Annotated in this window: 18 protein-coding genes; 10 read left to right on the plus strand and 8 right to left on the minus strand. The window is 55.4% G+C overall.

Annotated elements, in window-relative coordinates:
* The first annotated feature begins 41 nt into the window (after nt 1–41).
* Both pepN and RYZ27_RS05500 read left to right on the plus strand, forming a co-directional pair.
* The gene (gene pepN, locus RYZ27_RS05495) at nt 42–2,612 is read left to right on the plus strand and encodes an aminopeptidase N (protein ID WP_406681366.1); all 2,571 of its coding nucleotides are present in this window, start codon (nt 42–44) and stop codon (nt 2,610–2,612) included.
* An 81-nt stretch (nt 2,613–2,693) separates the two neighbouring features.
* Nucleotides 2,694–4,964, plus strand: coding sequence for an ATP-binding protein (locus RYZ27_RS05500; RefSeq protein ID WP_406681367.1), 2,271 nt, complete (start codon nt 2,694–2,696; stop codon nt 4,962–4,964).
* A gap of 5 nt (nt 4,965–4,969) precedes the next feature.
* Here RYZ27_RS05500 and RYZ27_RS05505 read toward each other — a convergent pair whose 3' ends face one another.
* A complete protein-coding gene (locus RYZ27_RS05505; protein ID WP_406681368.1) occupies nt 4,970–6,001 on the minus strand; it encodes a trypsin-like serine protease in 1,032 nt (343 codons plus the stop codon).
* 56 nt (nt 6,002–6,057) lie between these two features.
* Nucleotides 6,058–7,359: an AAA family ATPase gene (locus RYZ27_RS05510; protein ID WP_406681369.1), complete on the minus strand. Its 1,302-nt coding sequence runs from the start codon at nt 7,357–7,359 to the stop codon at nt 6,058–6,060.
* 142 nt (nt 7,360–7,501) lie between these two features.
* On the opposite strand from RYZ27_RS05510, the gene RYZ27_RS05515 reads away from it, so the two are divergent.
* On the plus strand, nt 7,502–8,887 hold the full coding sequence (locus RYZ27_RS05515) for a class II 3-deoxy-7-phosphoheptulonate synthase (RefSeq protein ID WP_406681370.1): 1,386 nt from the start codon (nt 7,502–7,504) through the stop codon (nt 8,885–8,887).
* Between the two features lie 16 nt (nt 8,888–8,903).
* Nucleotides 8,904–10,277, plus strand: a complete 1,374-nt coding sequence (locus tag RYZ27_RS05520; protein ID WP_406681371.1) for an MATE family efflux transporter — start codon at nt 8,904–8,906, stop codon at nt 10,275–10,277.
* Nucleotides 10,278–10,301: 24 nt separating this feature from the next.
* On the opposite strand, the gene RYZ27_RS05525 is transcribed toward RYZ27_RS05520, so the two are convergent.
* The 4 genes from RYZ27_RS05525 to RYZ27_RS05540 form a co-directional block, all read right to left on the minus strand.
* The gene (locus RYZ27_RS05525; RefSeq protein WP_406681372.1) at nt 10,302–10,568 is read right to left on the minus strand and encodes an HU family DNA-binding protein; all 267 of its coding nucleotides are present in this window, start codon (nt 10,566–10,568) and stop codon (nt 10,302–10,304) included.
* 106 nt (nt 10,569–10,674) lie between these two features.
* Entirely contained in the window at nt 10,675–11,589 is a 915-nt protein-coding gene (locus tag RYZ27_RS05530) for a hypothetical protein (protein ID WP_406681373.1), read from the minus strand.
* Nucleotides 11,590–11,659: 70 nt separating this feature from the next.
* Complete coding sequence (locus RYZ27_RS05535) at nt 11,660–12,046, minus strand: energy transducer TonB (RefSeq protein ID WP_406681374.1); 387 nt, start codon at nt 12,044–12,046, stop codon at nt 11,660–11,662.
* Nucleotides 12,047–12,135: 89 nt separating this feature from the next.
* Nucleotides 12,136–13,161 (minus strand): NADP-dependent oxidoreductase, encoded by a 1,026-nt coding sequence (locus RYZ27_RS05540; RefSeq protein ID WP_406681375.1) that lies wholly within the window; start codon nt 13,159–13,161, stop codon nt 12,136–12,138.
* Between the two features lie 167 nt (nt 13,162–13,328).
* Between RYZ27_RS05540 and RYZ27_RS05545 the strand changes: the two genes are divergently transcribed.
* Nucleotides 13,329–14,246 (plus strand): Gfo/Idh/MocA family protein, encoded by a 918-nt coding sequence (locus RYZ27_RS05545; RefSeq protein ID WP_406681376.1) that lies wholly within the window; start codon nt 13,329–13,331, stop codon nt 14,244–14,246.
* Nucleotides 14,247–14,249: 3 nt separating this feature from the next.
* Nucleotides 14,250–15,422: a DegT/DnrJ/EryC1/StrS family aminotransferase gene (locus tag RYZ27_RS05550; protein ID WP_406681377.1), complete on the plus strand. Its 1,173-nt coding sequence runs from the start codon at nt 14,250–14,252 to the stop codon at nt 15,420–15,422.
* Between the two features lies 1 nt (nt 15,423).
* Here RYZ27_RS05550 and RYZ27_RS05555 read toward each other — a convergent pair whose 3' ends face one another.
* Nucleotides 15,424–16,902, minus strand: coding sequence for a cytochrome c peroxidase (locus RYZ27_RS05555; protein WP_406681378.1), 1,479 nt, complete (start codon nt 16,900–16,902; stop codon nt 15,424–15,426).
* 152 nt (nt 16,903–17,054) lie between these two features.
* Here RYZ27_RS05555 and RYZ27_RS05560 point away from each other — a divergent pair, with 152 nt between their 5' ends.
* On the plus strand, nt 17,055–18,707 hold the full coding sequence (locus tag RYZ27_RS05560) for an NAD+ synthase (protein WP_406681379.1): 1,653 nt from the start codon (nt 17,055–17,057) through the stop codon (nt 18,705–18,707).
* Between the two features lie 15 nt (nt 18,708–18,722).
* Here the strand turns inward: RYZ27_RS05560 and RYZ27_RS05565 are convergent, their stop codons facing one another.
* Nucleotides 18,723–19,628, minus strand: coding sequence for a LysR family transcriptional regulator (locus RYZ27_RS05565; RefSeq protein WP_406681380.1), 906 nt, complete (start codon nt 19,626–19,628; stop codon nt 18,723–18,725).
* A 135-nt stretch (nt 19,629–19,763) separates the two neighbouring features.
* Between RYZ27_RS05565 and RYZ27_RS05570 the strand changes: the two genes are divergently transcribed.
* The 3 genes from RYZ27_RS05570 to RYZ27_RS05580 all read left to right on the plus strand — a co-directional run bounded on the left by RYZ27_RS05570 (nt 19,764) and on the right by RYZ27_RS05580 (nt 21,578).
* On the plus strand, nt 19,764–20,339 hold the full coding sequence (locus RYZ27_RS05570) for a carboxymuconolactone decarboxylase family protein (RefSeq protein WP_406681381.1): 576 nt from the start codon (nt 19,764–19,766) through the stop codon (nt 20,337–20,339).
* A gap of 200 nt (nt 20,340–20,539) precedes the next feature.
* Nucleotides 20,540–21,067, plus strand: a complete 528-nt coding sequence (locus RYZ27_RS05575) for a hypothetical protein (RefSeq protein WP_406681382.1) — start codon at nt 20,540–20,542, stop codon at nt 21,065–21,067.
* Nucleotides 21,068–21,113: 46 nt separating this feature from the next.
* Nucleotides 21,114–21,578 (plus strand): YHS domain-containing (seleno)protein, encoded by a 465-nt coding sequence (locus RYZ27_RS05580; protein ID WP_406681383.1) that lies wholly within the window; start codon nt 21,114–21,116, stop codon nt 21,576–21,578.
* The last annotated feature ends 95 nt before the right edge of the window (nt 21,579–21,673 follow it).

Here is a 21,673-nt window from a genome sequence, read left to right on the forward strand (position 1 = left end):
GTCGCTACATCAGTGCGCATACGCTCTAGAAAGGGTTTCCTATGCGCACTGATACACCCGTTCAGATCAAGCTGTCTGATTATACGTCTTATCCGTTCGAAATCGATCAGGTTGAGATGGTGTTTGATCTGGAGCCTTCGGCAACGCGGGTCAAAACGCGGATGCAGGTGCGCCGGGTCGGCGATGGAGAGATGGTGCTCGATGGGATCAAGCTGACCCTGAATAGCCTGTTCCTGAACGGTCAGGCAGTTGATCCTGCAGACTTTGAGCAAGCTGGCGAGACCCTGATCCTGCGCAATGTGCCTGATCAGTTTGAGTTGCAAACCGATGTGACGATTGATCCATCAGCCAATACCGAGCTTTCGGGGCTCTACATTTCCGGCGGTCGGTTTTGTACCCAGTGTGAGGCGGTTGGGTTTCGTCGCATCACCTACTGGCCAGACCGTCCAGATGTCATGAGCCGTTTCAAGGTGCGGCTGGAGGCTAATAAGGCGCAATATCCGATCCTGCTTTCAAACGGGACACCGGGCGAAAGCGGCGATTTAGGGGGCGGGCGCCATTTTGCCGAATGGGATGATCCACACCCCAAACCGTCCTACCTGTTTGCGCTGTGTGGCGGGGACTATGACATTCATCGCGATACGTTCACGACAATGAATGGGGCCGCGGTTGATTTGGCTGTGCATGTCGACAAAGGTGATGCCGAACGCGCCATCTGGGCAATGGATAGCCTCAAAGCCTCCATGAAGTGGGACGAAGAGGTCTTCAAACGCGAATATGATTTGGGGGTTTTCAATATCGTGGCCGTGCGGGATTTCAATTTCGGCGCGATGGAGAATAAGGGGCTCAACATTTTCAATTCGGCCTATGTGCTGGCCGATGAAAGCACCGCGACGGATGCTGACTTCGAAGCAATTGAGAGCATTGTCGGGCACGAATACTTCCACAACTGGACCGGCAATCGCATAACCTGCCGTGACTGGTTCCAGCTCTGCCTGAAAGAGGGCTTGACCGTCTTCCGGGATCAGGAGTTTAGCGCGGATATGCGCTCGCGCCCGGTCCAGCGGATCAAGGACGTGATCCGCTTGCGGGCACGCCAATTCTCTGAGGATGGCGGACCTTTGGCCCATCCCGTGCGTCCTGCGACCTATGCCAGCATCGATAATCTCTACACTGCGACCGTGTATGAGAAGGGTGCGGAACTGATCCGTATGCTCAAGACGCTGATTGGTGATGACGCGTTTGATCGTGGTATGCAGCTCTACTTTGATCGCCATGATGGGCAGGCTGTTACGATTGAGGATTTCTATTCCTGTTTTGAGCAAGCAAGTGGGCAGGATCTGTCAGGGTTCCGGCGCTGGTATGCTCAGCCCGGCACACCGACGATTTCAGCCGTTGAAGACTGGAATGAAGCAACCGGAACGCTGACGGTGACACTAAGCCAGAGCACTCCGAAAACCCCGCAGAATGAGAAGCCTCAACCACTTCCGATGCCGCTTCGCGTGGCAGCCTTTGATCCGGAAGAGGGGCACAAGATTGAGGAGAAAACGCTGACGGTTGAGAATGGGCAGGCGATCTGGACCCTGATCGGACTGCCGCGTCGACCCCTCCTTTCGCTGAACCGTGGTTTCTCGGCACCGGTCTATCTCAAGCACGATCTTGGCAAGGCTGACAGACTGGCCCTTGCACGGCTGGATGATGACCGATTCAATCAGTGGGACAGTTTGCAGACCTTGGCACGGGCGGAACTATTGGCACTGGCTTATGATGCCAACACGGAACCGGATGCTGAACTGGTAGTGGCCATCGCTGATGCCGCGCTGGCGGCGAAGGATGATCCAGCCTTTGCAGCCCTGCTTCTGCGCCTCCCAGACATTGGAGAACTGTTCCAACATCGGCTGCCAGCCAATCCCGCAGCGCTGGAGCGTGCCCGTAATCAGATGCGCAAAGCGTTGGCTGAGCAGGTTTCTGAGACCGCTGCGGCTATTCTGGCGCAGCCAACACCTTTGCCTTTCCAGCCGAATGCTGAGCAGGCAGGGATTCGCGCGCTGCGCAGTGCCATGATCTCGCTGATGGGCGCTCTTGGTGAATCTGACGCCGATGCCCGCCTGAAAGCTATCTTTGATGATGCCTCAAACATGACTGAAAGCCTCGGTGCTTTGCGCGCTTTGTGCGAGGCGAATGCTCCTCAGAAAGCGGATGCCCTTGAGGCCTTTGCAAAGCGCTGGGGCGACAATCCATTGGTGATGGACAAGTGGTTTGCTGTTCAGGCCGCAACCGGGACCGTTGAGGATGTCGAGGCCCTTCTGAGCCATCCGCTCTATGATGCAGGGAACCCGAATCGCGTGCGTGCAGTAACTGGCGTGTTTGCCATGCAGAATCTCTCGCAGTTCCACGCACCGGACGGGCGTGGGTATGCGCTGGTCGCGAAAGTCATTGCCGACAGCGATACCCGGAACCCGGCTCTGGCGGCACGGCTCCTCACGGCCTTCGAGGCCTGGCGTCAGCTTGAGCCAGTTGCGAAAGCGGCAGCAGAAGCCGAGATGCAAAACCTGTTATTGCGGGATCTGTCCAAGAATGTTGGCGACATTCTATCGCGCACGCTGGCGTGATTGGTTAACCAATCTTAAAACTTGATTGCCCAGAAGGGTTCTGAATCGGTGACTTGTGTTGTCGTTACGGGACCCAAAGGCATGTTTAACCGCGCAAAGCAGAAAGAGCAGGGGGACGAACCGCGCAGGATTGATCTGCGCATTGCCTTTTCGTTGCTTGCTTTGACCTTGCTGGCAGGCATGATCCTGAAAGCGGTTGATGATGTCCGTTCAACACGGGCCAGTATTGGTGCTATCACGGATCGTGAAGCTCTGGCCGTTTCAGAATACATTAGCGGGAAGGCCGATGGGGTCAGTCTGACTCTGGCGCATGCCTATCGCAGTGGCTGGGGCGCGCGACAGACCGCACAATCCCATCCTGACATTGAGAGTGTTGTTGGTCTCGCTGATGCGCTCTCTGCCCCGGAAGGTTCGCGTGCACGTGCTGCAGGTGAGATAGCGTCGCAGCTACTGGTCAACCAATCCAGGGTTGGACAATCAACGGAAGGCGATCTGGTTGTCGTGTTCGAGGCGGCAAGTGGAGCAACGCGTATCGCTCTGGTTCAGACCGGTCGCTGGGTTCCACAGGCCAATGGGCAGCGCGTGATCGAGCTTCGCTCAAGTATCCTCGCTAATCAGCCCCTGCAACGCGTCTCTGCGTGTAAAACTATTGATGCAGGCCTGTATGTCTGCGTGACCAATGAAGCGCCGATTCTAACGCGGGCAGTTCTTCTGGAGTGGCTGGGCTTTTTTCTGCTGCTCTTGAGTCCGGGGCTGGTTATTCTCGGCTTGTGGCAATGGGGGCAGAAGCGTCGGTCGGAAAGCGAAGTGCTTGAGGGGGAAGCCACCAAGGCTGGACGGCTATTGGGGATCGTGCAGAAAGAGACGAGTTCTGGCTATTGGACTTGGAATGAACAGACCCAAAAGCTGTGGTTGAGTGAGCCTGCTGCGTCCTTGCTTGGCGTGATTGCGGGCGGCTATTACACGAGTACGCATCTGCTGGAGCAGGTCCACGAAGACCATGTTGAATTGCTGCGGCGGGTTATCGAGACCCTGCCTGAGCGGGACTATCTCGCACAAACCTTTGCCAACAAGGATATGAGCCTGTGGCTCGATATGCGCGCCTCGCGGGACCCGCGGACGAATGAACTGCATGGGGTTCTGATTGATGTGACGCTGACGCGCCGGGCGATCCAGCGCTCGCAACAGGCTGAACGCCGGCTGAAATCTTCGATTGAGGGTTTTAGCGGTCCGTTTGCCATTTGGGACCGCAATCGGCGCTTATTGTATTGGAACAGTGCCTTCTCCGATGTCTTTGGCCTGGCCAGCTCTTTGCGGGTGGGCATGAGCTATGAGACCGTTACCCTTGCGCAGGCGTCGGGCATTCGTGAACGCCGCGGTGATGGCCGCGAAGGCGGCGCTAACATTATCCGGGCGCAGGACAATGACTGGTACAAGATTGTTGAGCGTATGACCCCAACAGGCGGGATGATTACAGTGGGCCTGAATGTGACCGCTGATGTTCAGAATGAGGTGCAGATTGAGCGCCAGCGCAAGCAATTGGAAACGCTTGTGATTGATCTAAAGACGTCACAGGCACAGGCTGCTGAACTTACGCAGAACCTCAAGATAGAACGCGATCGGGCAGAGAAGTCTGCGGCATCGAAAAGTGCCTTCCTGGCTAATATGAGCCATGAGTTACGCACGCCGCTGAATGCGATTATCGGCTTTTCCGAGATTATGCGAGACGAGTCCTTTGGGCCTTTAGGGCACGAAAAGTATGGCGAGTATGCGGTCGATATCCTGAGCTCTGGTCAGCATCTATTGGATATGATCAACGACATTCTCGACATGGCGAAAATCGAGGCAGGCAAGATGACGGTCGCGCTTGAGCCAATTGATATTGTTGAGCCAGTTGATGTCGCCGTCCGAATGGTGCGGCGCCGCGCCGAAGAGAAGGGTTTACAGCTTGATCTGGTTGCGGATGATGACCTGCCAGCGATTGATGCCGATCATAGAGCAATCCGGCAAATGGTGCTCAACCTCGTCTCAAACGCGATCAAGTTTACCGACAAAGGCGGGGCTATTCGCGTTATGGTCAACCGACAGGGGCGTGAAGTCCGTGTCGCTGTACGTGACAGTGGCATTGGTATTCCGGCAGAGGCTTTACCGCGTCTGGCCCAGCCATTTGAGCAGGTCGCTGATACGCGAGACCGGAACTATCATGGCACTGGGCTCGGCCTATCGCTGACAAAGTCTTTTGCGGAGCTCCATGGCGGACGTCTGTCCATTGCCAGTGAAGAAGGGAAGGGCACAATGGTGAGCTTCTATTTGCCGTTGCCTCAGGGTAACGGCGTGACTGCTGCTGCCTGATAGTCCTAGCCGCCGGTCAAAGACTGCGGGCCACAGACATATTGGTCGTCCTGTTCACAGATAGACATCGTGCGTTCAACCCAGTCATGGATAGCCTTGGCGCGGATATAGATACTGCGATCGCCATTCTGATCGCGGTCCTGTGTGACTTGTGACAGGATCCCAACGATGAGTGGGCCTTCGAGTGTTGCCGCATAAAGCGGTGCGCCACTATCGCCAACATTCGGGCCGCGTATGCCGATCTTATCGCCAATCAGGACGGCTTCGCCAACTTCCGTCATGGTGACGGGGCCACCTTGCAGATAACGCGTTTGCCCATTTCGGCCCCAACCCGCAATATAGGTTTCGGTTAGATCGCGCGGCAGCAAAGCCATCGCGTTTGTTTCCAATTGGGCAATCGCTACGTTTTCAAAAGCGCTGACATCATTGATATAGAACAGCGCGACATCGTTGGGGTATTGCTGGCGGTTCATGCCATAGGCTGCATGGCAGATCGCCCCGCGGATTGAACTGACGGCAATCCCTTCACCGCGCACATCATGGGCTGGGCTGATCGCGATGACGTCATATGTTGGCTTGGCTGTTTCGAGGTCGAGATCGATGATGCAGTGCGCCGCGGTCAGAAACCAGTGTTCAGCGACGCGGGCGGCGGCGCAGTGCTCACGCTCTGAACCGAGTGTTGAGCGGATGCCCTCGATTTTGATCAGGCCGGGATACGCCTCAAGGTCGGGAAATGGCTCTGGTGTATAACCCTCAGGGATGAGCGCCCCCTCTTCACGAACAAGCCAGGGTTGCTCCTCAGGCGTCTCGACATCGGCGCGCGGAAAGCACGATTCTAGTCCGAATGCGGCGAGTTGCTGCGATGAGAAAGGACCCTCGCCAAAATCCAAAGCTGTTGCGTCTTGTGAAGATGAACTGGGCAAATAGCGCTCTGCGATCGGGTCGATCATTTCCTTGGTGGGAGACATGCGATCAGCGACAATGCCGACAAGCGCGCCCACCAAAAGCCCGATAACCAAAAGCAAAAAACCACGCATAGCTCGCCCTTTTTTGGGGTGAGTGTGCCTAAATCCCATTATGGAGCAAGAGGGGATTAGGCGTCGACCAGTGTTTTGAGCTCAAGTGCAATCGATTTCAATGTCTGGCGGATCGATTTAAGTCCGCCGCCTCGCCCCTTATGAATCACCAGTTGTTTCCATGGGTCTTCGCCGACATCTGGGCTTTTGACGTTCAAGTGCCCTGAACGAGGTAGCGCTGAAGAGAGCAGAGCCTCTGATAAAGCAAATCCGGCTTGTTCATCAAAGACACCGTTGCGCGCATCGGCCTCGAAATTCGATTGTTCGGAGCGGCCAACCGTATTGAAGAGGACAGACAGATAGGGGCGCTTTTCCGCTGTGACCTGCTCTTGCATGACCTGATTGAGCAGGCGGACACCGCGCAGCGAGTAGACATCGGGATGCATCGGGGCGAGGACGCGGTCAGCCGCTTCGAGCGCGCAGCGGGTCAGGAAGGTCGCATTTGGATTGGTATCGAAAACGATCAGATCATACTGGCTGCGATAGAAATCGATCATCTTCCTGAAGTTGGCACCAATCAGGGTGAGCGCCTGAGGACTCGGCGCAAAGGCGTATTTGGAGATCTCGAACTGGCCGGAGATCAAATCCAGTCGCCCACCGGGGCCATCACCAGAGAGCAAATTATGGGTGATCTGTTCGCGTGGTGACGGCGTGAATGGTGCCGTTGAGACTTCACCCCAATTGTCAGCGGGTGAAACCGCATCACGCGAATGCAGGCGAGAGCGTTCAAACAGAGAAATAACGGACCGATCGCGGGCTGAACTCGCGTCTGCGAAATCCATATCATAAAAGGTTTGGGTCAGATTGTATTGCGGATCGAGATCAATCAGGAGAACCCGTCCGCCCAGCTCAGCTTGCCATGTGGCAAATACCTGACTGCTAACCGTAGTTTTCCCAACGCCACCTTTAAGATTCATCACGGCAATGACCGGGCAGCGCTTCTGGTATCGCTCCCTTACGGCGCTAACCAGAGCATCCAGCGCCCCCTCATCGGCCAGAGCACTGTCTAGATTATCCGCCAAAGCCGATTTGAAGACACGTGACAAGCGGGCATTATCGGCCCGGATCGGAAAGAGCTTAAGGCCACGATCCATTGCGCGTTGCAATTGCGCCTGTACGGATTTGGAGCGCATGGACGAGGCCGAAACGATAACCACCATACCGAACGCATCGTCAATTGAGACGTTGATTGTATCAGGATCCCCGGTCTCACCGATTGGCACATAGGAATCTGGAATCGAGACAGCGCGCAATGCTTCATGGATGGTGAGCAAGGCATCGGTATCTTTGGGGCCGTGGGCGATGAAAACGTGTGACATAGCGTACTAATCCGGGAGGCGTTCTTTTTTATCTGCCTAATCTGATTACAGGATTACGGCTACACTTTGGTGGCATTTCTTGGAAATGCTGCTTGAAGCTGTGGTATCGCCTGTGCATATAGGGTGATCGAATGGAGAACACATGACCTGGACGCCCAATAGCTGGCGGGATCGCCCCGCGAAACATATACCGGAAGACTATCCGGATCTTGATGCGCTGGCCGCCGCCGAAGCGCGTTTGGCGGAGTCTCCACCTCTGGTTTTTGCGGGTGAGGTTGACCGCCTGAAGCAGCGTCTTGGTCAGGTTGCTGCAGGCGAGGCTTTTCTGTTGCAGGGCGGGGATTGTGCTGAGAGCTTCAAGGAGTTCAGCGCGGATAATATTCGCGACACCTTGCGCGTCTTGTTGCAGATGGCGGTTGTGTTGACCTATGGTGCCTCCAAGCCTGTAGTCAAAGTCGGCCGTCTGGCGGGCCAGTTTGGTAAGCCACGCTCCAGCCCGGTTGAGACAATTGATGGCGTCACCCTGCCATCCTATCGCGGTGACAACATCAATGGGATGGACTTCACGCCTGAAGCGCGCATGCCGGACCCTGATCGTCTGATCCGGTCTTATGCTCAGTCGGCTTCGACGTTGAACCTGGTTCGCGCGTTCAGTCAGGGTGGCTATGCCAGCCTCGACAATGTGCACAAGTGGATGCTTGGTTTTGTGGATCGCTCGCCACTTGGTGAGAAATATGCCGCTATGGCCGACAAGATCACAGATGCGCTCGACTTTATGAAAGCGTGTGGTGTGACCCCACAAAGCGTCCCGCAAATGGCGCAGGTTGAGGTTTATACCAGCCATGAGGCGCTGTTGCTGGGCTATGAACAAGCCCTGACACGCCGGGATGAAGCGTCCGGATCGGGTAAGTGGTATGACACGTCCGCACACATGTTGTGGATTGGCCACCGTACGCGCCAGGTTGATCATGCCCATGTCGAATTCTGCCGCGGGGTTCAAAACCCAATCGGGATGAAATGTGGCCCCGGCCTTGAGGTAGATGAGCTGCTGCGCATCCTTGATGTGCTGAACCCGGAAGATGAAGCGGGTCGGATTACCCTGATTTCACGCTTCGGTGCTGAAGGGGTTGAGGAAGGCCTCGCACCGCTCGCGCGTGCTGTTAAGGCATCAGGTCGGACAGTCGTTTGGTCCTGCGATCCAATGCATGGCAACACGCTCAAGACCGAAAGCGGGTTCAAGACGCGACCGGTTGATCACATCCTGACCGAAGTCCGTGGTTTCATTGATGTTTTGAATGCTGAGGGCTGTGTCCCGGGTGGGGTTCACTTCGAAATGACAGGCCAAAATGTTACCGAATGTATTGGTGGCGCTCAGGCGATTTCAGAGTCGGACCTGTCATCGAGATACCACACTCATTGTGATCCTCGCCTAAATGGCGAACAAGCGCTTGAATTAGCGTTCCTGATCGCAGAGAAGCTCGTGGCCGTCAAAGAGGCAGCAGGCAGCGATTTTCGCAAGGCCGGATAAATTCTAGGATAAACCCATGACCCAGCGGGCATGGCCCGCATGGGCGCGGGCCTCGCAGATCACAGACCTATTGCGGCTTTCCGTGCCGATTGCCGTCACACGCGCATCAATGATGCTCATGGGGCTGACAGATGCGATTGTGCTTGGGCGCATGGCCCCGGGAGAGTTGCCATTCGTTTTGAACTCATGGTTGCCACTCGGCATTGCGCTCGGCTTTGGCATGGGCATCCTGCTGGGCGTGCAGGTGCTGACCTCTGAATTGATGGGCAGTAATCGCGGGCATGAATCCGGCCGCGTGTTCCGGCGTGGCCTGTGGTTTGCGATCGCGCTTGGAGCCGGGCTCACCGTTATTCTTTATCCCTTGGCGGGTCCGCTATTCCATAGCTTAGGTTTTGCGCCTGACGTTGCAGAGAGTGTCGCCTCCTGCACGCGTATTCTGTCTCTAGGTCTGATCGGGTTCATGGTGACAACGGTTTGCGGGATGTATCTCGAAGCCTTGCGGCGCCCACTGATCTCAACTGCGATCATGTATGGCGGCGTGGTGGTGAATCTGGTTTTCAATATCCTGTTCGTCGCAGGCGCGGGCCCGTTTGAGCCTATGGGTGCGGACGGTGTGGCCTGGGCGACAACAGGGACGCGGACTTTGCTGATTGTAGTGTTCCTGATCGCGATTGTGTTTCTCACACCTGCTTTCGCAAAGTCCCCTGAAGGTCCAGAGGATGAGACCAAGCGCCAGTTTAGTGTTGGTCTTGGCACCGCGATCAGCAATGTCGCGGAATGGGGCGGGTTTAACTTCACCTATGTCATCGCGACGTGGATCAGCCTGCAGGTCAACACGGTCTATGGCTATGCGACCCAGCTGATGGGCCTGGCCTTTATGGCTTTCCTGGGCATTGGCACCGCGACAAGCGTGCGTGTAGCTGAGGCTTATGGGCGTGGCGATGCGCAAGGCGTGGCGGAAGCATCCCGGCTTGGCGTTGTGGCAACGGTTTTGATCGGCCTGATTATTGGGCTGCTGATGTTTGTTTTCCGAGAACCCTTGTCGCTCATGCTGGTGCGCGGCGATGCGGTGCTAGGCGATATGATGCTGGCGCCAGCCTTGGCTGCTTTGCTGATCACTGTGGCGATTGCTGTGACCTTTGATGGGTTGCAAGCGACAGCGTCCATGGCGTTGCGGGCGCAGGGCATGATTTGGTTACCAAGTGCGATCCATGTCGGATCATTCTTTGCATTGATGATTCCAGCCGGGTATTGGTTAGGCCTTATACAGGGACGCGGAGCCCAGGGTATGATTGAAGCGGCCTTGCTGGGTGTGTTTGTCGCCGCCGTTTTGCAGGTTGCCTTGCTCGAATACAAAACGGCGCGCTTCTATCAGAAACGCGCCGCTTAAAAGGTTCGTCAAAGACGAGAGACCTTAGATGTCTTTCAGAGCCGATGCTGGCTTGAAAGCTGCAGATGTTTTTTCTGCAATCTGAATGGTCTCACCCGTTGCTGGGTTACGACCTTCACGAGCCGCGCGAGTTTTGGCCGAGAACGTACCGAAACCAGCAATTGCGACCTGATCACGCTTTTTCACAGCGCCAGAGATTGAGTCAAAAACAGCGTCCACTGCACGGCCAGCTTCGGCCTGGGACATGTCAGCGGCTTCTGCCACTGCTTTGGTCAGTTCACCCTTGTTCATTGGGATCTCCTTTTTAATCAACGGCCAAATCTGCCGTTGGGCGCATCATCCATGATTCGGAGGGGTCGTGTATCCCGAAAACCCAACAAATACGGGCGATTCAGGCTTATTTTGCCAGAATCCACCCCTCTTCGGCCTCGATTTTGTGGATAATTCTCGTATTGAGCGAGTTTGGCGGCCCAAAAGCCTTGGCTAATTCTCCGGCAGAATCGAGTGATTCCAAGTGCTCTGAGAGGGTTCGGACTTGCGCTAGATCCAGAATTTCACCCGGATTTGGTGTGACCGTAACCGTACTCGGGTAGACTTCAGCGAGGATACAGGAGGTATCTTTGAGGTCTCTAGAGCTGAGCGCTTTAAGCCCGGTTTCGAATGGCCAGATTTGTGCGTGTTCAATATGGCTTCTCAGGAAAGACACGGTTGGAATACCGAGCAAAGCCTGTGATCCAACCGCCCCCACACCAAGCAGTTGCCAGACTGATTTTGGATTGGCCTTGAAATTGGCTTTCACCCAGCGCTCAGCTTCGCGATGTTCAGGCAAAGAGTCAGGTGCTGAAAAGTCACCCTTCTTCGTGGCGAGCGTCGAGACAGCATCTCTTTTGGGCGCGCCCCAGAAAGGATGGGCCCCTTTGGTCATGGCATAGTTCATCCCCGCCGCGAGGGCGAACCGGGCATTGGAATTGTCTTCTTTCTCTTTGACCTTGGCCGAGAGGTGCTCATGCATGGCTTGCCATGCGAGCTTGGTCTTTGTGTCGAGACCGAGCGCATCGGCGGTTCCAGCAGGATAGCCAAGTGCGAAGTCAAAGCCGATTAGAACCTTGTCGCCCCGCGCGATCAATTTCTGCGTGATTTCCAGAATAAACTGCCGTGCTTCTAAACGGGTCTTCGGATTGGCGCTACTGAATTGAAACTTAAGTCGCGCATCCCGCGCGCGAATGCCAACCCAAATCGAGTCCTTGCCCGTCTTGGGTTTCGCAGACGCACTCCAGTCCACAATGATATAGGCATCGAAGAGGCGGGGCATGTAGACTAGAGTCTCCCGATCTAATCTCAAATTACGCGCTACTTCTAAGATAAGTCTTTAGTAGAATAAACTATCGTCCAAGCCTGTAATCGAGAGGATATATCACACCAGTGTATGGTGTCGCTATCCCATCAACCATGAGAACTGGAAACATAACTTTAGACATGGCGTTTTCTGATTCCGCCTTAAAAGCATTGTCGGTGCAATCAGCATCAATATTTATCGGAAATCCCTTCTCGTTGACATCAAGAGAGACTTCGCAGGATCCGGTAAGACCTCTTCTGGCCGCTTCTATAGGATAATTTGGTATAGGCGGACTTAGAGGTTGAACCCCTGTATTTGACCCCTCAACGGATGGCATTTCGGGCCAAGCTTGATCTGCTTTTATAGCCTGTGAAGTTTCACAGGCCGTCAAGCTGAGGCCGAGAGTGGTCGCAAGCAGTATGTATTTTTTCACAATAGTCCCCAATATTTGTGGACTTAAGAATTGCCTGCAAAAAGCCGCCACGTCTATACTTTTTTATACGAACGTAGCGGCTGTTCTCGCTAGCTCAGCTTGACCAGCATCTTGCCTTTATTCTGGCCACTGAAGAGGCCCATGAAAGCGGCGGGGGCGTTTTCGACGCCTTCCATCACGGTCTCTTCGAACTTCATTTTACCGCCCATAATCCAACTCGCCATGTCGCGCTGGAAGTCCGGTAACATGTCAGCATGGCTGGATACGATGAAGCCTTTAATCTGGAGCTGCTTGCCGACGATCTGAATGACATTGTTCGGGCCAGGGCGCGGTTCTGTGTCATTATACTGGCTGATCATGCCGCAGATCGCCATGCGGGCGAACGGACGAGCGACTTCGATGGCCGCCTGAAAGTGATCGCCGCCAACATTGTCGAAATAGACATCGATGCCTTTGGGTGCCGCAGCACGTAGGGCGCTAAGCAGACCTTCATAATCGCCGGCAGCGCGGTAATCGATACACTCATCGGCGCCGAGCTCTTTGACCAGTGCGCATTTCTGCTCGCCACCGGCTGACCCGATGACGGTACAGCCTTTGATCTTGGCGATCTGTACGACAGCAGAGCCGACAGCGCCCGCTGCGCCCGAGACAAAGACGGTGTCGCCTTCTTTCAACTCTGCCACGCGGAGGATACCTGCATAGGCGGTCAGGCCCGGCATGCCGACAATGCCGAGGAACGCACTCTCAGGCAGGCCGGTATCGCCGGGGAGTTTTTGCGCCATGACAGCCTCAGGTGTTGCCGTCCAGGCTTCGCGCCAGCCGGCCATGGACTGGACGAGATCACCTTCGGCATAATCAGGATGATTTGAGGCGGTCACACGGCCGACCGCGCCGCCCTGCAAGACTTCACCAATCTGGAAAGGCGGTACATAGCTTTCGCGGTCATACATCCGGCCGCGCATATACGGGTCGACCGACATCCAGCTATTGCGAACCTGAATTTCCCCTGCTGCAGGGGCAGGGACGTCACTGCTCACCATGGCAAAGTCATCGGCCTGCGGTTCCCCGACAGGGCGTTTGGCCAAGGTCCAGTCTTTTGAAGTCATCGTGCTCATGGTGTTTCCTTCCTGTTGTTCTTGAGCCTGTATCTGTGGTGCCCCGTCGCGGAAGGGAAGGGGGTATTGTAAGATTTCGCAATGCCTTTTGATGGCCATTACGGGTTTGCCCGCCTGTCCTTTCCGGTCCCAAAATGCCAAGAGGGAGCCAGAGAGTGGAGTGTCCCATGGCAAAGCTGAAAACCGGATTGGTCGGTGCGGGCGTCTTTGGCGGCTATCATGCTGGCAAGATTGCCGGGTCTGAAAAGACTGAATTTGTCGGCCTGTTTGATCCCGATGCAGAGCGGTGCGCAGCGCTGGCGGAAAAGCATGGTGTGCAGGCTTTTGGTTCGCAGGAAGCCCTGTTTGACGCGATTGATGCAGTGATCGTGGCCTGTCCGGCGACGTATCATGAAGCCGTTGTCCGAGATGCCTTGAATGCCGGTGTTCACGTCATGGTGGAAAAACCATTGGCGCTGACAGGCGCTGGTGCAGATCAGCTGGCTGAACTGGCCGATCAGAAAGACCTCGTCCTGCAGGTTGGCCATCAGGAGCGGTTCGTTCTTGCGGCAATGGGACTGTTTGATATTCCGGAAGTCCCAACCCGAATTGAAGCTTACCGTATGGGACCGCCTGCGCCGGATGGCCGGGCGGGCGATGTTTCCGTGATCTGGGATCTGATGACTCATGACCTCGATATGGTCGGCAGACTCATGGGCGAGCCTGTCAGTGTCGAAGCTGTGGGGAAGCGGGTGCATACCGATCACACGGACGAAGCGACCACGCAGGTCAAGTTTGTGAGCGGCTCAGCCGAGCTGACCGCCAGTCGCTGCGCGCCAGAGCGCGATCGCCGTATGAGCCTGACCTATCCATCTGGTGTGATCGCCATCGATTTCCTGACCCGCGCGGTTGAGAATACGACGCCATTCACGATCAAGATGGATGTTTCCGATACGCTGCCCGACCCCCTCGGCGCCGCCGACGAAGCCTTTTTTGCTGCGGTTTTGGGAGAGCGTGAATGCGCCATCCCCGGACACGAGGCCGCGCTTGCTGTCCATATGGCTGAACAAGCCGAACTTTCTGCCCTTCATACATTAGGAGCCTGATCCATGGCCTATTCCGATATTGATACGTCTATCCTGATTGATCTTCCGGCAGATGCTCCGATCCAGCTGTTTGATCTGAAAAGCCAGCAGGCGTCGATCCGCCCGGCTTTGGAAAAGCGCTGGACCGATATTCTCGATCATGGTCGCTATATTGGTGGCCCGGAAGTTGATGAGTGCGAAAAGGCATTGGCGGATTTTACCGGCTGTACAGAGGCTGTGGCGGTTGGGTCCGGGACGCAGGCTCTGGTCATGCCGCTGCTGGCCATGGGTATCGGGGCGGGCGACGCGGTTTTCATTCCGGGTTTTACCTATAATGCAACAGCAAACGCAGTTTTGCTGGCCGGTGCGTTTCCCGTGATCGTCGATATCGATCCGGTCACTTTCAACATGGATGCCGAAGACCTGGCCCGCAAAGTCGAGGCCGTGAAGGCAAAGGGTGAACTGACCCCGCGCGTGGTCATGCCTGTCGATCTTTATGGCCTGCCAGCTGATTATGACGCGATTGTTCCGGTGGCTGAGGCGCACGGCCTGCGGATTATCGCTGATGGCGCGCAAGCTTTTGGTGGCAAGCATCGCGGGAAGTGGATCGGTAATATTGTCGAGATTACCGCGACCAGCTTCTACCCAACCAAAACGCTGGGTGGGTATGGCGATGGCGGCGCGATCCTTTGTCAGGATGCTGATTTCGCGGATCGCATGCGCTCCATCCGTTGGCACGGCACGGGCGACAATCGCAAGGAATCGATCCGGGTTGGCATCAATGGTCGCTGCGACTCCATCCAATGCGCCGTCGTGGCTGAAAAGCTTGGTCTGTTCGAGGCCGAACGCGAGCGGCGGATTGCAGCGGCGGCGCTTTATAAGCAGCGCCTGTCTGGCAAGGTGGCTCTGCAAGGCGCGCTTGAGGGGCAGGAAAATGGCTATGGCCTTTACACTGTACGTGTCCCGAACCGCACAGAGGTCCGTAAGACACTTGGCGATGCAGGTATTCCATCAGGCATCTATTACGACATGGCGATCCATCAGATGCCAGCCTTCGCGCATTGTGCTGAATATGGCTCCCTACCGCATTGTGAGCTGGCCGCGCAGGAAAGCCTGAGCCTGCCCATGCACCCATATCTGAGTGCGGGGCAGGTGAACAAAGTCTGTGATGTCCTGCTGGAGACCATTGGCGCCTAGGCTAGAACGGGTCTGACCATTTTGGGTCAGAGTAGACATTTGTTCCGCTTAGCGTGAGCAGGAAAGCCTCAAGGTCCTGCTTCTCTGTTTCGGTCAGGTTCAGCCTTTGTGGATTGCCGCCTGGATTGAGGCGATTGTCGAGACTCGCGCGAAAGTCAGATAAAGGTGGCTCGCTGGTCGGCTCTGTAATGGAATCATAATGATCAATAACTTCGCGCAGGGTGACTAAAGATCCATCATGCATGAAGGGGCCATTGGAGGCACCGCTTGGGTCCATCAGATCTCGCAAGGTCGGCGCGCGTGTATTGGTCAGATCAAACGTGGTGAGTGAGCCAGCTTCGGTGAAGACACCGTTCTGACCGGAATTTGGCGCAATATCGAATTCAGGGGCCCGGTGACAGGCATTACAGCCGGCACCGCCGTTGCCAGGCGCGCGCAGAAAGAGAGTCTTCCCTGCATTTTCAGATGCCGTGAAGTTCGGGAAGTTTACATTATTATTCGCCACTTGCGCGCGGCCTGTATCAAAGCGGCTGTCGAAGGAATGAATGGATTTTGTGAACTGGGCGAGCGCAAGCTGGATCCGCTCTTCTGTGATTGTGGGGTCGAGATAGACGAAGCGGAACAGCTCTTCATAGTATTCTGTGGCTTCCATCTGCGCGATGAGCACAGCGAGATCGGGGCGTCCGCCCTGACCGCTAAAGCCCATCTCATTATGATCCTGAATGGGCTGGCTCTCTTGCGCTTCATGGCTTACCGCGCGCTCATCCCAAAAGAAACCGGTTTCATCGGCGAACATGGTATTGATCAGGCGCATGGAATGGCGACGGGTTAAGCCGCTCTCGACACCGATGCTCACCGTTCTGGGGTCACTAAATGCAAGGGCCTGTTCGTGGCAGCTCGCGCAAGAAACCGTGCCATCAATCGACAGCGAGGTATCATAGAACAGTACCCGTCCAAGGGTCGCGCCGGGATCGGTGATCGGGTTGCCGCCATCATTGACTTTCGTGATGTAGTCGGGAACTGGCTGATTGGCATAGTTGAGCAGGTTTTCCAGATCGATAGAACCTCCAAACGTTGTGAGAATGGCGCTCTGATCAATGGTGACGCTGATCGTGAAACTATCGCTGACCGCCAGCCCGTCCGGGTCTGTTGCTGTAATGGTTACGATAATATCGCCATCACTATCCGGTGTACCGGAAATCACACCATTAGAGGCGCTCAGACCGCTCACGCGATCAAAGCTGACTGAATAGCTTAGCGTGTCGCCATCAGCATCGCTGAAAGTTGTGCTGTTTTGGGTGGCATCGTAACTAAAGGTGTAGCCGACTTGAGCGACCTGATCGGCATTGGCTGAGGCTGTGACTGGTGCACTATTGCTGGTGGGGGTGGATGTTGTTGGTGTTGAAGTGTCAGACCCAGATCCTCCACCCGAACAAGCGACTATTCCTAAACTGGCCACACAAAACAAAAGTATACGCATCTCAGAACCTCTCCCTATTTCTGATCCCAATCTTTTTAAAACGGGCTGAGTTCAAAAATCCGTCGCAGTGGCATGCAGATTCTTGGAAAGGGTGGTTCACGTGCAACGGTTGAGGCGTTGTCAGGGGCGAAAAATGTCCCTACCTCGCTGCTATGACCAAGACGTTGAAAATGCTGGTTGCCCAGCTCAATCCGGTTGTTGGAGATATTCAAGGCAATCTCGCGCTGGCGCAGAGTGCCCATGCTGAGGCTCGGTATAAAGGGGCTGAGCTGCTGGTGCTCTCTGAATTGTTTATCCTTGGCTATCCAGCTGAGGACCTCGTGCTCAAGCCGAGCGCCGTTGAAAACTCAATGGCAGCGATTGAAGCACTGGCCAAAGAGACCAAAGGCGGACCAGCGATCCTGATTGGCAGCCCGTGGGCTGTGGACGGCAAGCTCTATAATTCCGCGCTTCTGCTGCGAGATGGCGGGATTGAAGCGCGCTATGATAAGCGCGAGCTTCCCAATTACGGTGTCTTCGATGAGAAGCGGATTTTTGATGCTGGGACTGCGCCGCACATCACGCACAACTTCAATGGCATAAAAGTCGGCATCGCAATCTGTGAAGACCTCTGGTTTACGCGTGTCCCTGCGGCTTTGCATGAGGTTGGCGCAGAAATGCTGATCGCGCCGAATGCGTCGCCTTGGCGTCGGACCATTCATGAGCAACGTCATACGACCTTCTCCATGTGGGCGAAGACGGGCATTCCGTACCTGTTCGTCAATCAGGTCGGCGGGCAGGACGAGCTGGTCTTTGATGGTTCGTCCTATGCGGTTGATCATGACGGCGCTGAGCATCAACTGCTTGGTGATTTCGTTTCGGGAACATCTCTTGTCACTTATGATGGCGAGGCCCACCGATTTGTTCCACATGATGAGCCTGCGAGCCTGACCAGCGGCTGGGAAGCCGAGTATCGTGCTGCGACGCTCGCACTGGGAGATTATGTCAACAAGAACCGCTTTCCCGGTGTCGTCCTCGGCATGTCGGGCGGTATTGATAGTGCGCTGACAGCAGCGCTCGCTGTCGACGCGCTAGGGCCAGAACGGGTCTGGTGCGTAATGCTGCCGAGCAAGTATACGAGCGATCATAGCCTTGAAGACGCGATGGCTTGTACCCGCGCGCTGGGGGCGAAGTATGACACGATCAATATCGCGCCGGGGGTCGGCGCCCTGGATGAAATGCTAAGCGTGCAGTTTGAGGGGCTGGAAGCCAATACGACCGAAGAGAATATCCAATCTCGCTTGCGCGCCGTGACCCTGATGGCGCTGTCGAATAAGTTCGGGCACATGGTCGTGACGACGGGCAATAAGTCTGAGATGGCGGTCGGCTACGCAACGCTCTATGGCGATATGTGCGGCGGCTATAATGCGCTGAAGGACTTCTATAAAACCGAAGTGTTCGAGCTGGCTAAATGGCGAAACACGACTGTGCCGCTTGGCGCGCTTGGCCCGGCAGGGGAGGTGATTCCGAACCGGATCATTACCAAACCACCGAGTGCTGAACTGCGCGAAGATCAGCGCGATGATGACAGCCTGCCACCATATGACGTGCTCGACGATATCCTGCGCGGCTTGGTCGATCAGGAAGTCGACGTCGACGATTTGCTTGCGCGCGGCCATGATGAGGCTGTGGTGCGCCGGATCGAGCACTTGCTTTACATTGCTGAGTATAAGCGCCGTCAGGCCCCACCGGGCGTGAAGGTTGGTGGCAAGAATTTCGGACGGGACCGACGCTATCCGATCACCAATCGTTTTCGAGACAATTGATTGATTAGTGCGAAGTTAGTGCTTCACCACATCCATGCCGTCCAATGCCTGCTGGACGTGCTCGACGAAGAGTTTGCTCTTGCCACGCAGCTTTCCGCCAGTCCAGACAACAGATAAAGGCAGGTCCGCGCCAAGCCATTCGGGCATAACGCGGACAAGGTGACCAGCCTGAACATGCGGGCAGACCAGCCAGTCTGGCGCGATAAACATGCCAAGGCCATCAATCGCCCCCTGCAAAAGCGTATCTCCGGAAGACCCGCGGAAGCGACCGGACATCTGGATACGGCGTTCCTCGCCAGTTTCGCTGTGATACAGCACCCATTGCTGGCCTTGCAGGGATTGCCGAAAGACAAGACCTTCATGCTCTTTCAGTGTATCAGGGCAGGTCGGAGCCCCATTGGCTTCAATATAGCTGGGGGCGGCCCAGATGCCGCGTTTGGCGACGAGCAGGCGCTTGGCCATCAGGGCGCTGTCGGTGAGTTCGCCCAGGCGGAAGGCAACATCAACGCCTTCGGTGACAAGATCCGTATAGGTGTCATCGGTCATGATATCGATGCGCACATGTGGATACTTATGTAGGAAAGGCCCGATGGTTGGCGTGATGACCAGTTGCGCAAAAGAGTGCGGGGCACTGATCCGCAGCATACCAACGGGTTCTTTATCGAGGCCACGCGCTTCGGCCTCGGCTTCATCAAATTCGGATAGAATATCCTGCGCACGCTTATAAAAGCGCTCACCCGCCTCGGTGAAAGATAGTGCACGTGTTGTACGGTGAAACAGTTCAGCGCCGAGTTGGTGCTCAAGGTCCTGGATCCGGCGGGAGACGGTTGGTTGCCCGATCGAAAGGTCCGCCGCCGCCCGAGAGAAGCTTCCTGCATCGGCGACCCGTATAAACAGGCGCATTGCATCAATCCGGTCCATGAATGTCTTCCTTATGCAGAATTTGCATGAGCTATATGGACCGTATGGCCGTTCTGCAAAACCCCTTCCTGTTCCATTTACACTCCATCGAAGGCGGATTGGCCGCCACCGACCCCATACGAATAGGAGCTCACCATGGCGAAATTTCAACTGCACACCCCGGAAACAGCTCCGGATGGATCGCGCGACTTTATCAGTGGCGTGAACAAGAAAATGGGTTTTGTGCCTAGCCTTTATGCGGTCTTTGCCGAAAACCCTGCTGTCCTGAACGCATATAATCAGCTGTCTGATCAGCTTGGTCAGTCAGGCCTTACCGCACTTGAGCAGCAGGTCGTGACGATTACAGCCAGCGTTGAAAACGAATGTCACTTCTGTGTCGCCGCGCACACAACCATCTCTGAAGGCGCAGGTCTGGATCTGGATGTGATCTATGCGGTTCGTGAAGATCGCCCGATTGCCGATCCCAAGCTTGAGGCGCTCCGCGTCTTTACAAAGAAGACAGTGATTGATCGGGGGTTTGTTTCTGATGCGGATGTTGAGGCATTCCTGTCCGCAGGCTACACACGCGCAAATGTGCTGGCGGTTATTCTCGGCGTCGCGCTGAAAGTGATTTCCAACTACACCAACCATCTTGCTGAAACACCTGTTGATGAGGCGTTTGCCAAACATGCGTGGACACCAGAACTCAAGCGCGAAGCCGCGATGGCTTAAACCCCGTTAAAACCCCTTTCTTCCCCGATAGACTTTGCCCGCGAGTCCCTTGGATTCGCGGGTTTTTGTTTGCATTTGAGCCCGTTCCGAGGTGGCCTCACAAGCTGCTCACGCGCACGTGAGGGAGGCTCACGCAGGTGTGGTTCGCAAGTGATGAGAAGGTTCGCTAGCTATGGCGCATAAGCAAAGGAGGATGCGTAATGACCACCCTGACCGATACACAAACACCCCCGACTGCAAACGGGATCGCCGGCAAGATCACAAGCTATGGCCCGAATATTTTGGCCGTTATCGCAAGCTTGGTTTTCCTTGATAGCCTGCGCTTCAAGTTTACCAACGCACCGGAAACACAAACCATTTTTGGCAAACTGAATGACTGGGCAGCGAGCTTCGGAGCCGAGGGACTGTTCGCCCAAACCGGACTTTTCAGCCAATACACGATTGGTACAGCTGAGCTGATTGCTTCGGCATTCCTGCTAATCGGTATTTTGCCAGCGTTTCGACGCTTGCAGGCGATTGGTGCACTCATCGCCGTAGCAGTGATGAGTGGGGCGATAAGTTTTCATCTGTTCACCCCGCTCGGTATTGATCCGAACAATGACGGCGGCGGGCTCTTCGCGATGGCGGTTGTTGTCTGGCTCGGTTCCATCACGATGCTGATCATCCGCCGCAAGGTCCTGTTGAACCTGCTCAGCGATCTGCGCACCGCTATCCTTCCGAACGCATAACCCTGTCTTTCCTCCCTGAGACTTTAAACTCCAAAGGATAAACCCAATGAAACTCCGTACACTTCTTGTTGCGACAGCCCTGACCATCACACCCGTTGTCATTGCGACGCCTGCTGCTTTCGCTGACAAAGACCCGGTCTACACAGGCCGCTTCTCAAATACCGCTGTCGAAGGCCATGACGCTGTGGCCTATTTCACCCAAGGCAAGCCGGTCAAAGGCTCGAAAGACTTCTCCACAGAGTATCAAGGCGCAGAATTTCGTTTCGCCAGCGCTGAGAACCTTGAGACATTCAAAGCTGACCCGGCCAAGTATGCTCCCCAATATGGCGGCTATTGTGCCTGGGCTGTCAGCCAGGGGATGACGGCCAAAGGGGATGCCAATCACTGGGCGATTGTCGATGGCAAGCTGTACCTGAACTATAACAAGAAAATTCAGAACACCTGGAATGAGGACCGCGCTAGTTTCATCGTCAAAGCCGATGCTGAGTGGCCGAACGTTTTGACAAAGTAAAAATATAAGTTTGGTCGATCGTACCGTTCTCCCCCTCCGGTACACGATCCAAAGCAGGTCCGCATGGTGTCCGAGCCCATGCGGACCTTTCGTTT

The organism is Hyphomonas sp. FCG-A18 (genome assembly GCF_045287255.1).
Taxonomy (GTDB): domain Bacteria; phylum Pseudomonadota; class Alphaproteobacteria; order Caulobacterales; family Hyphomonadaceae; genus Henriciella.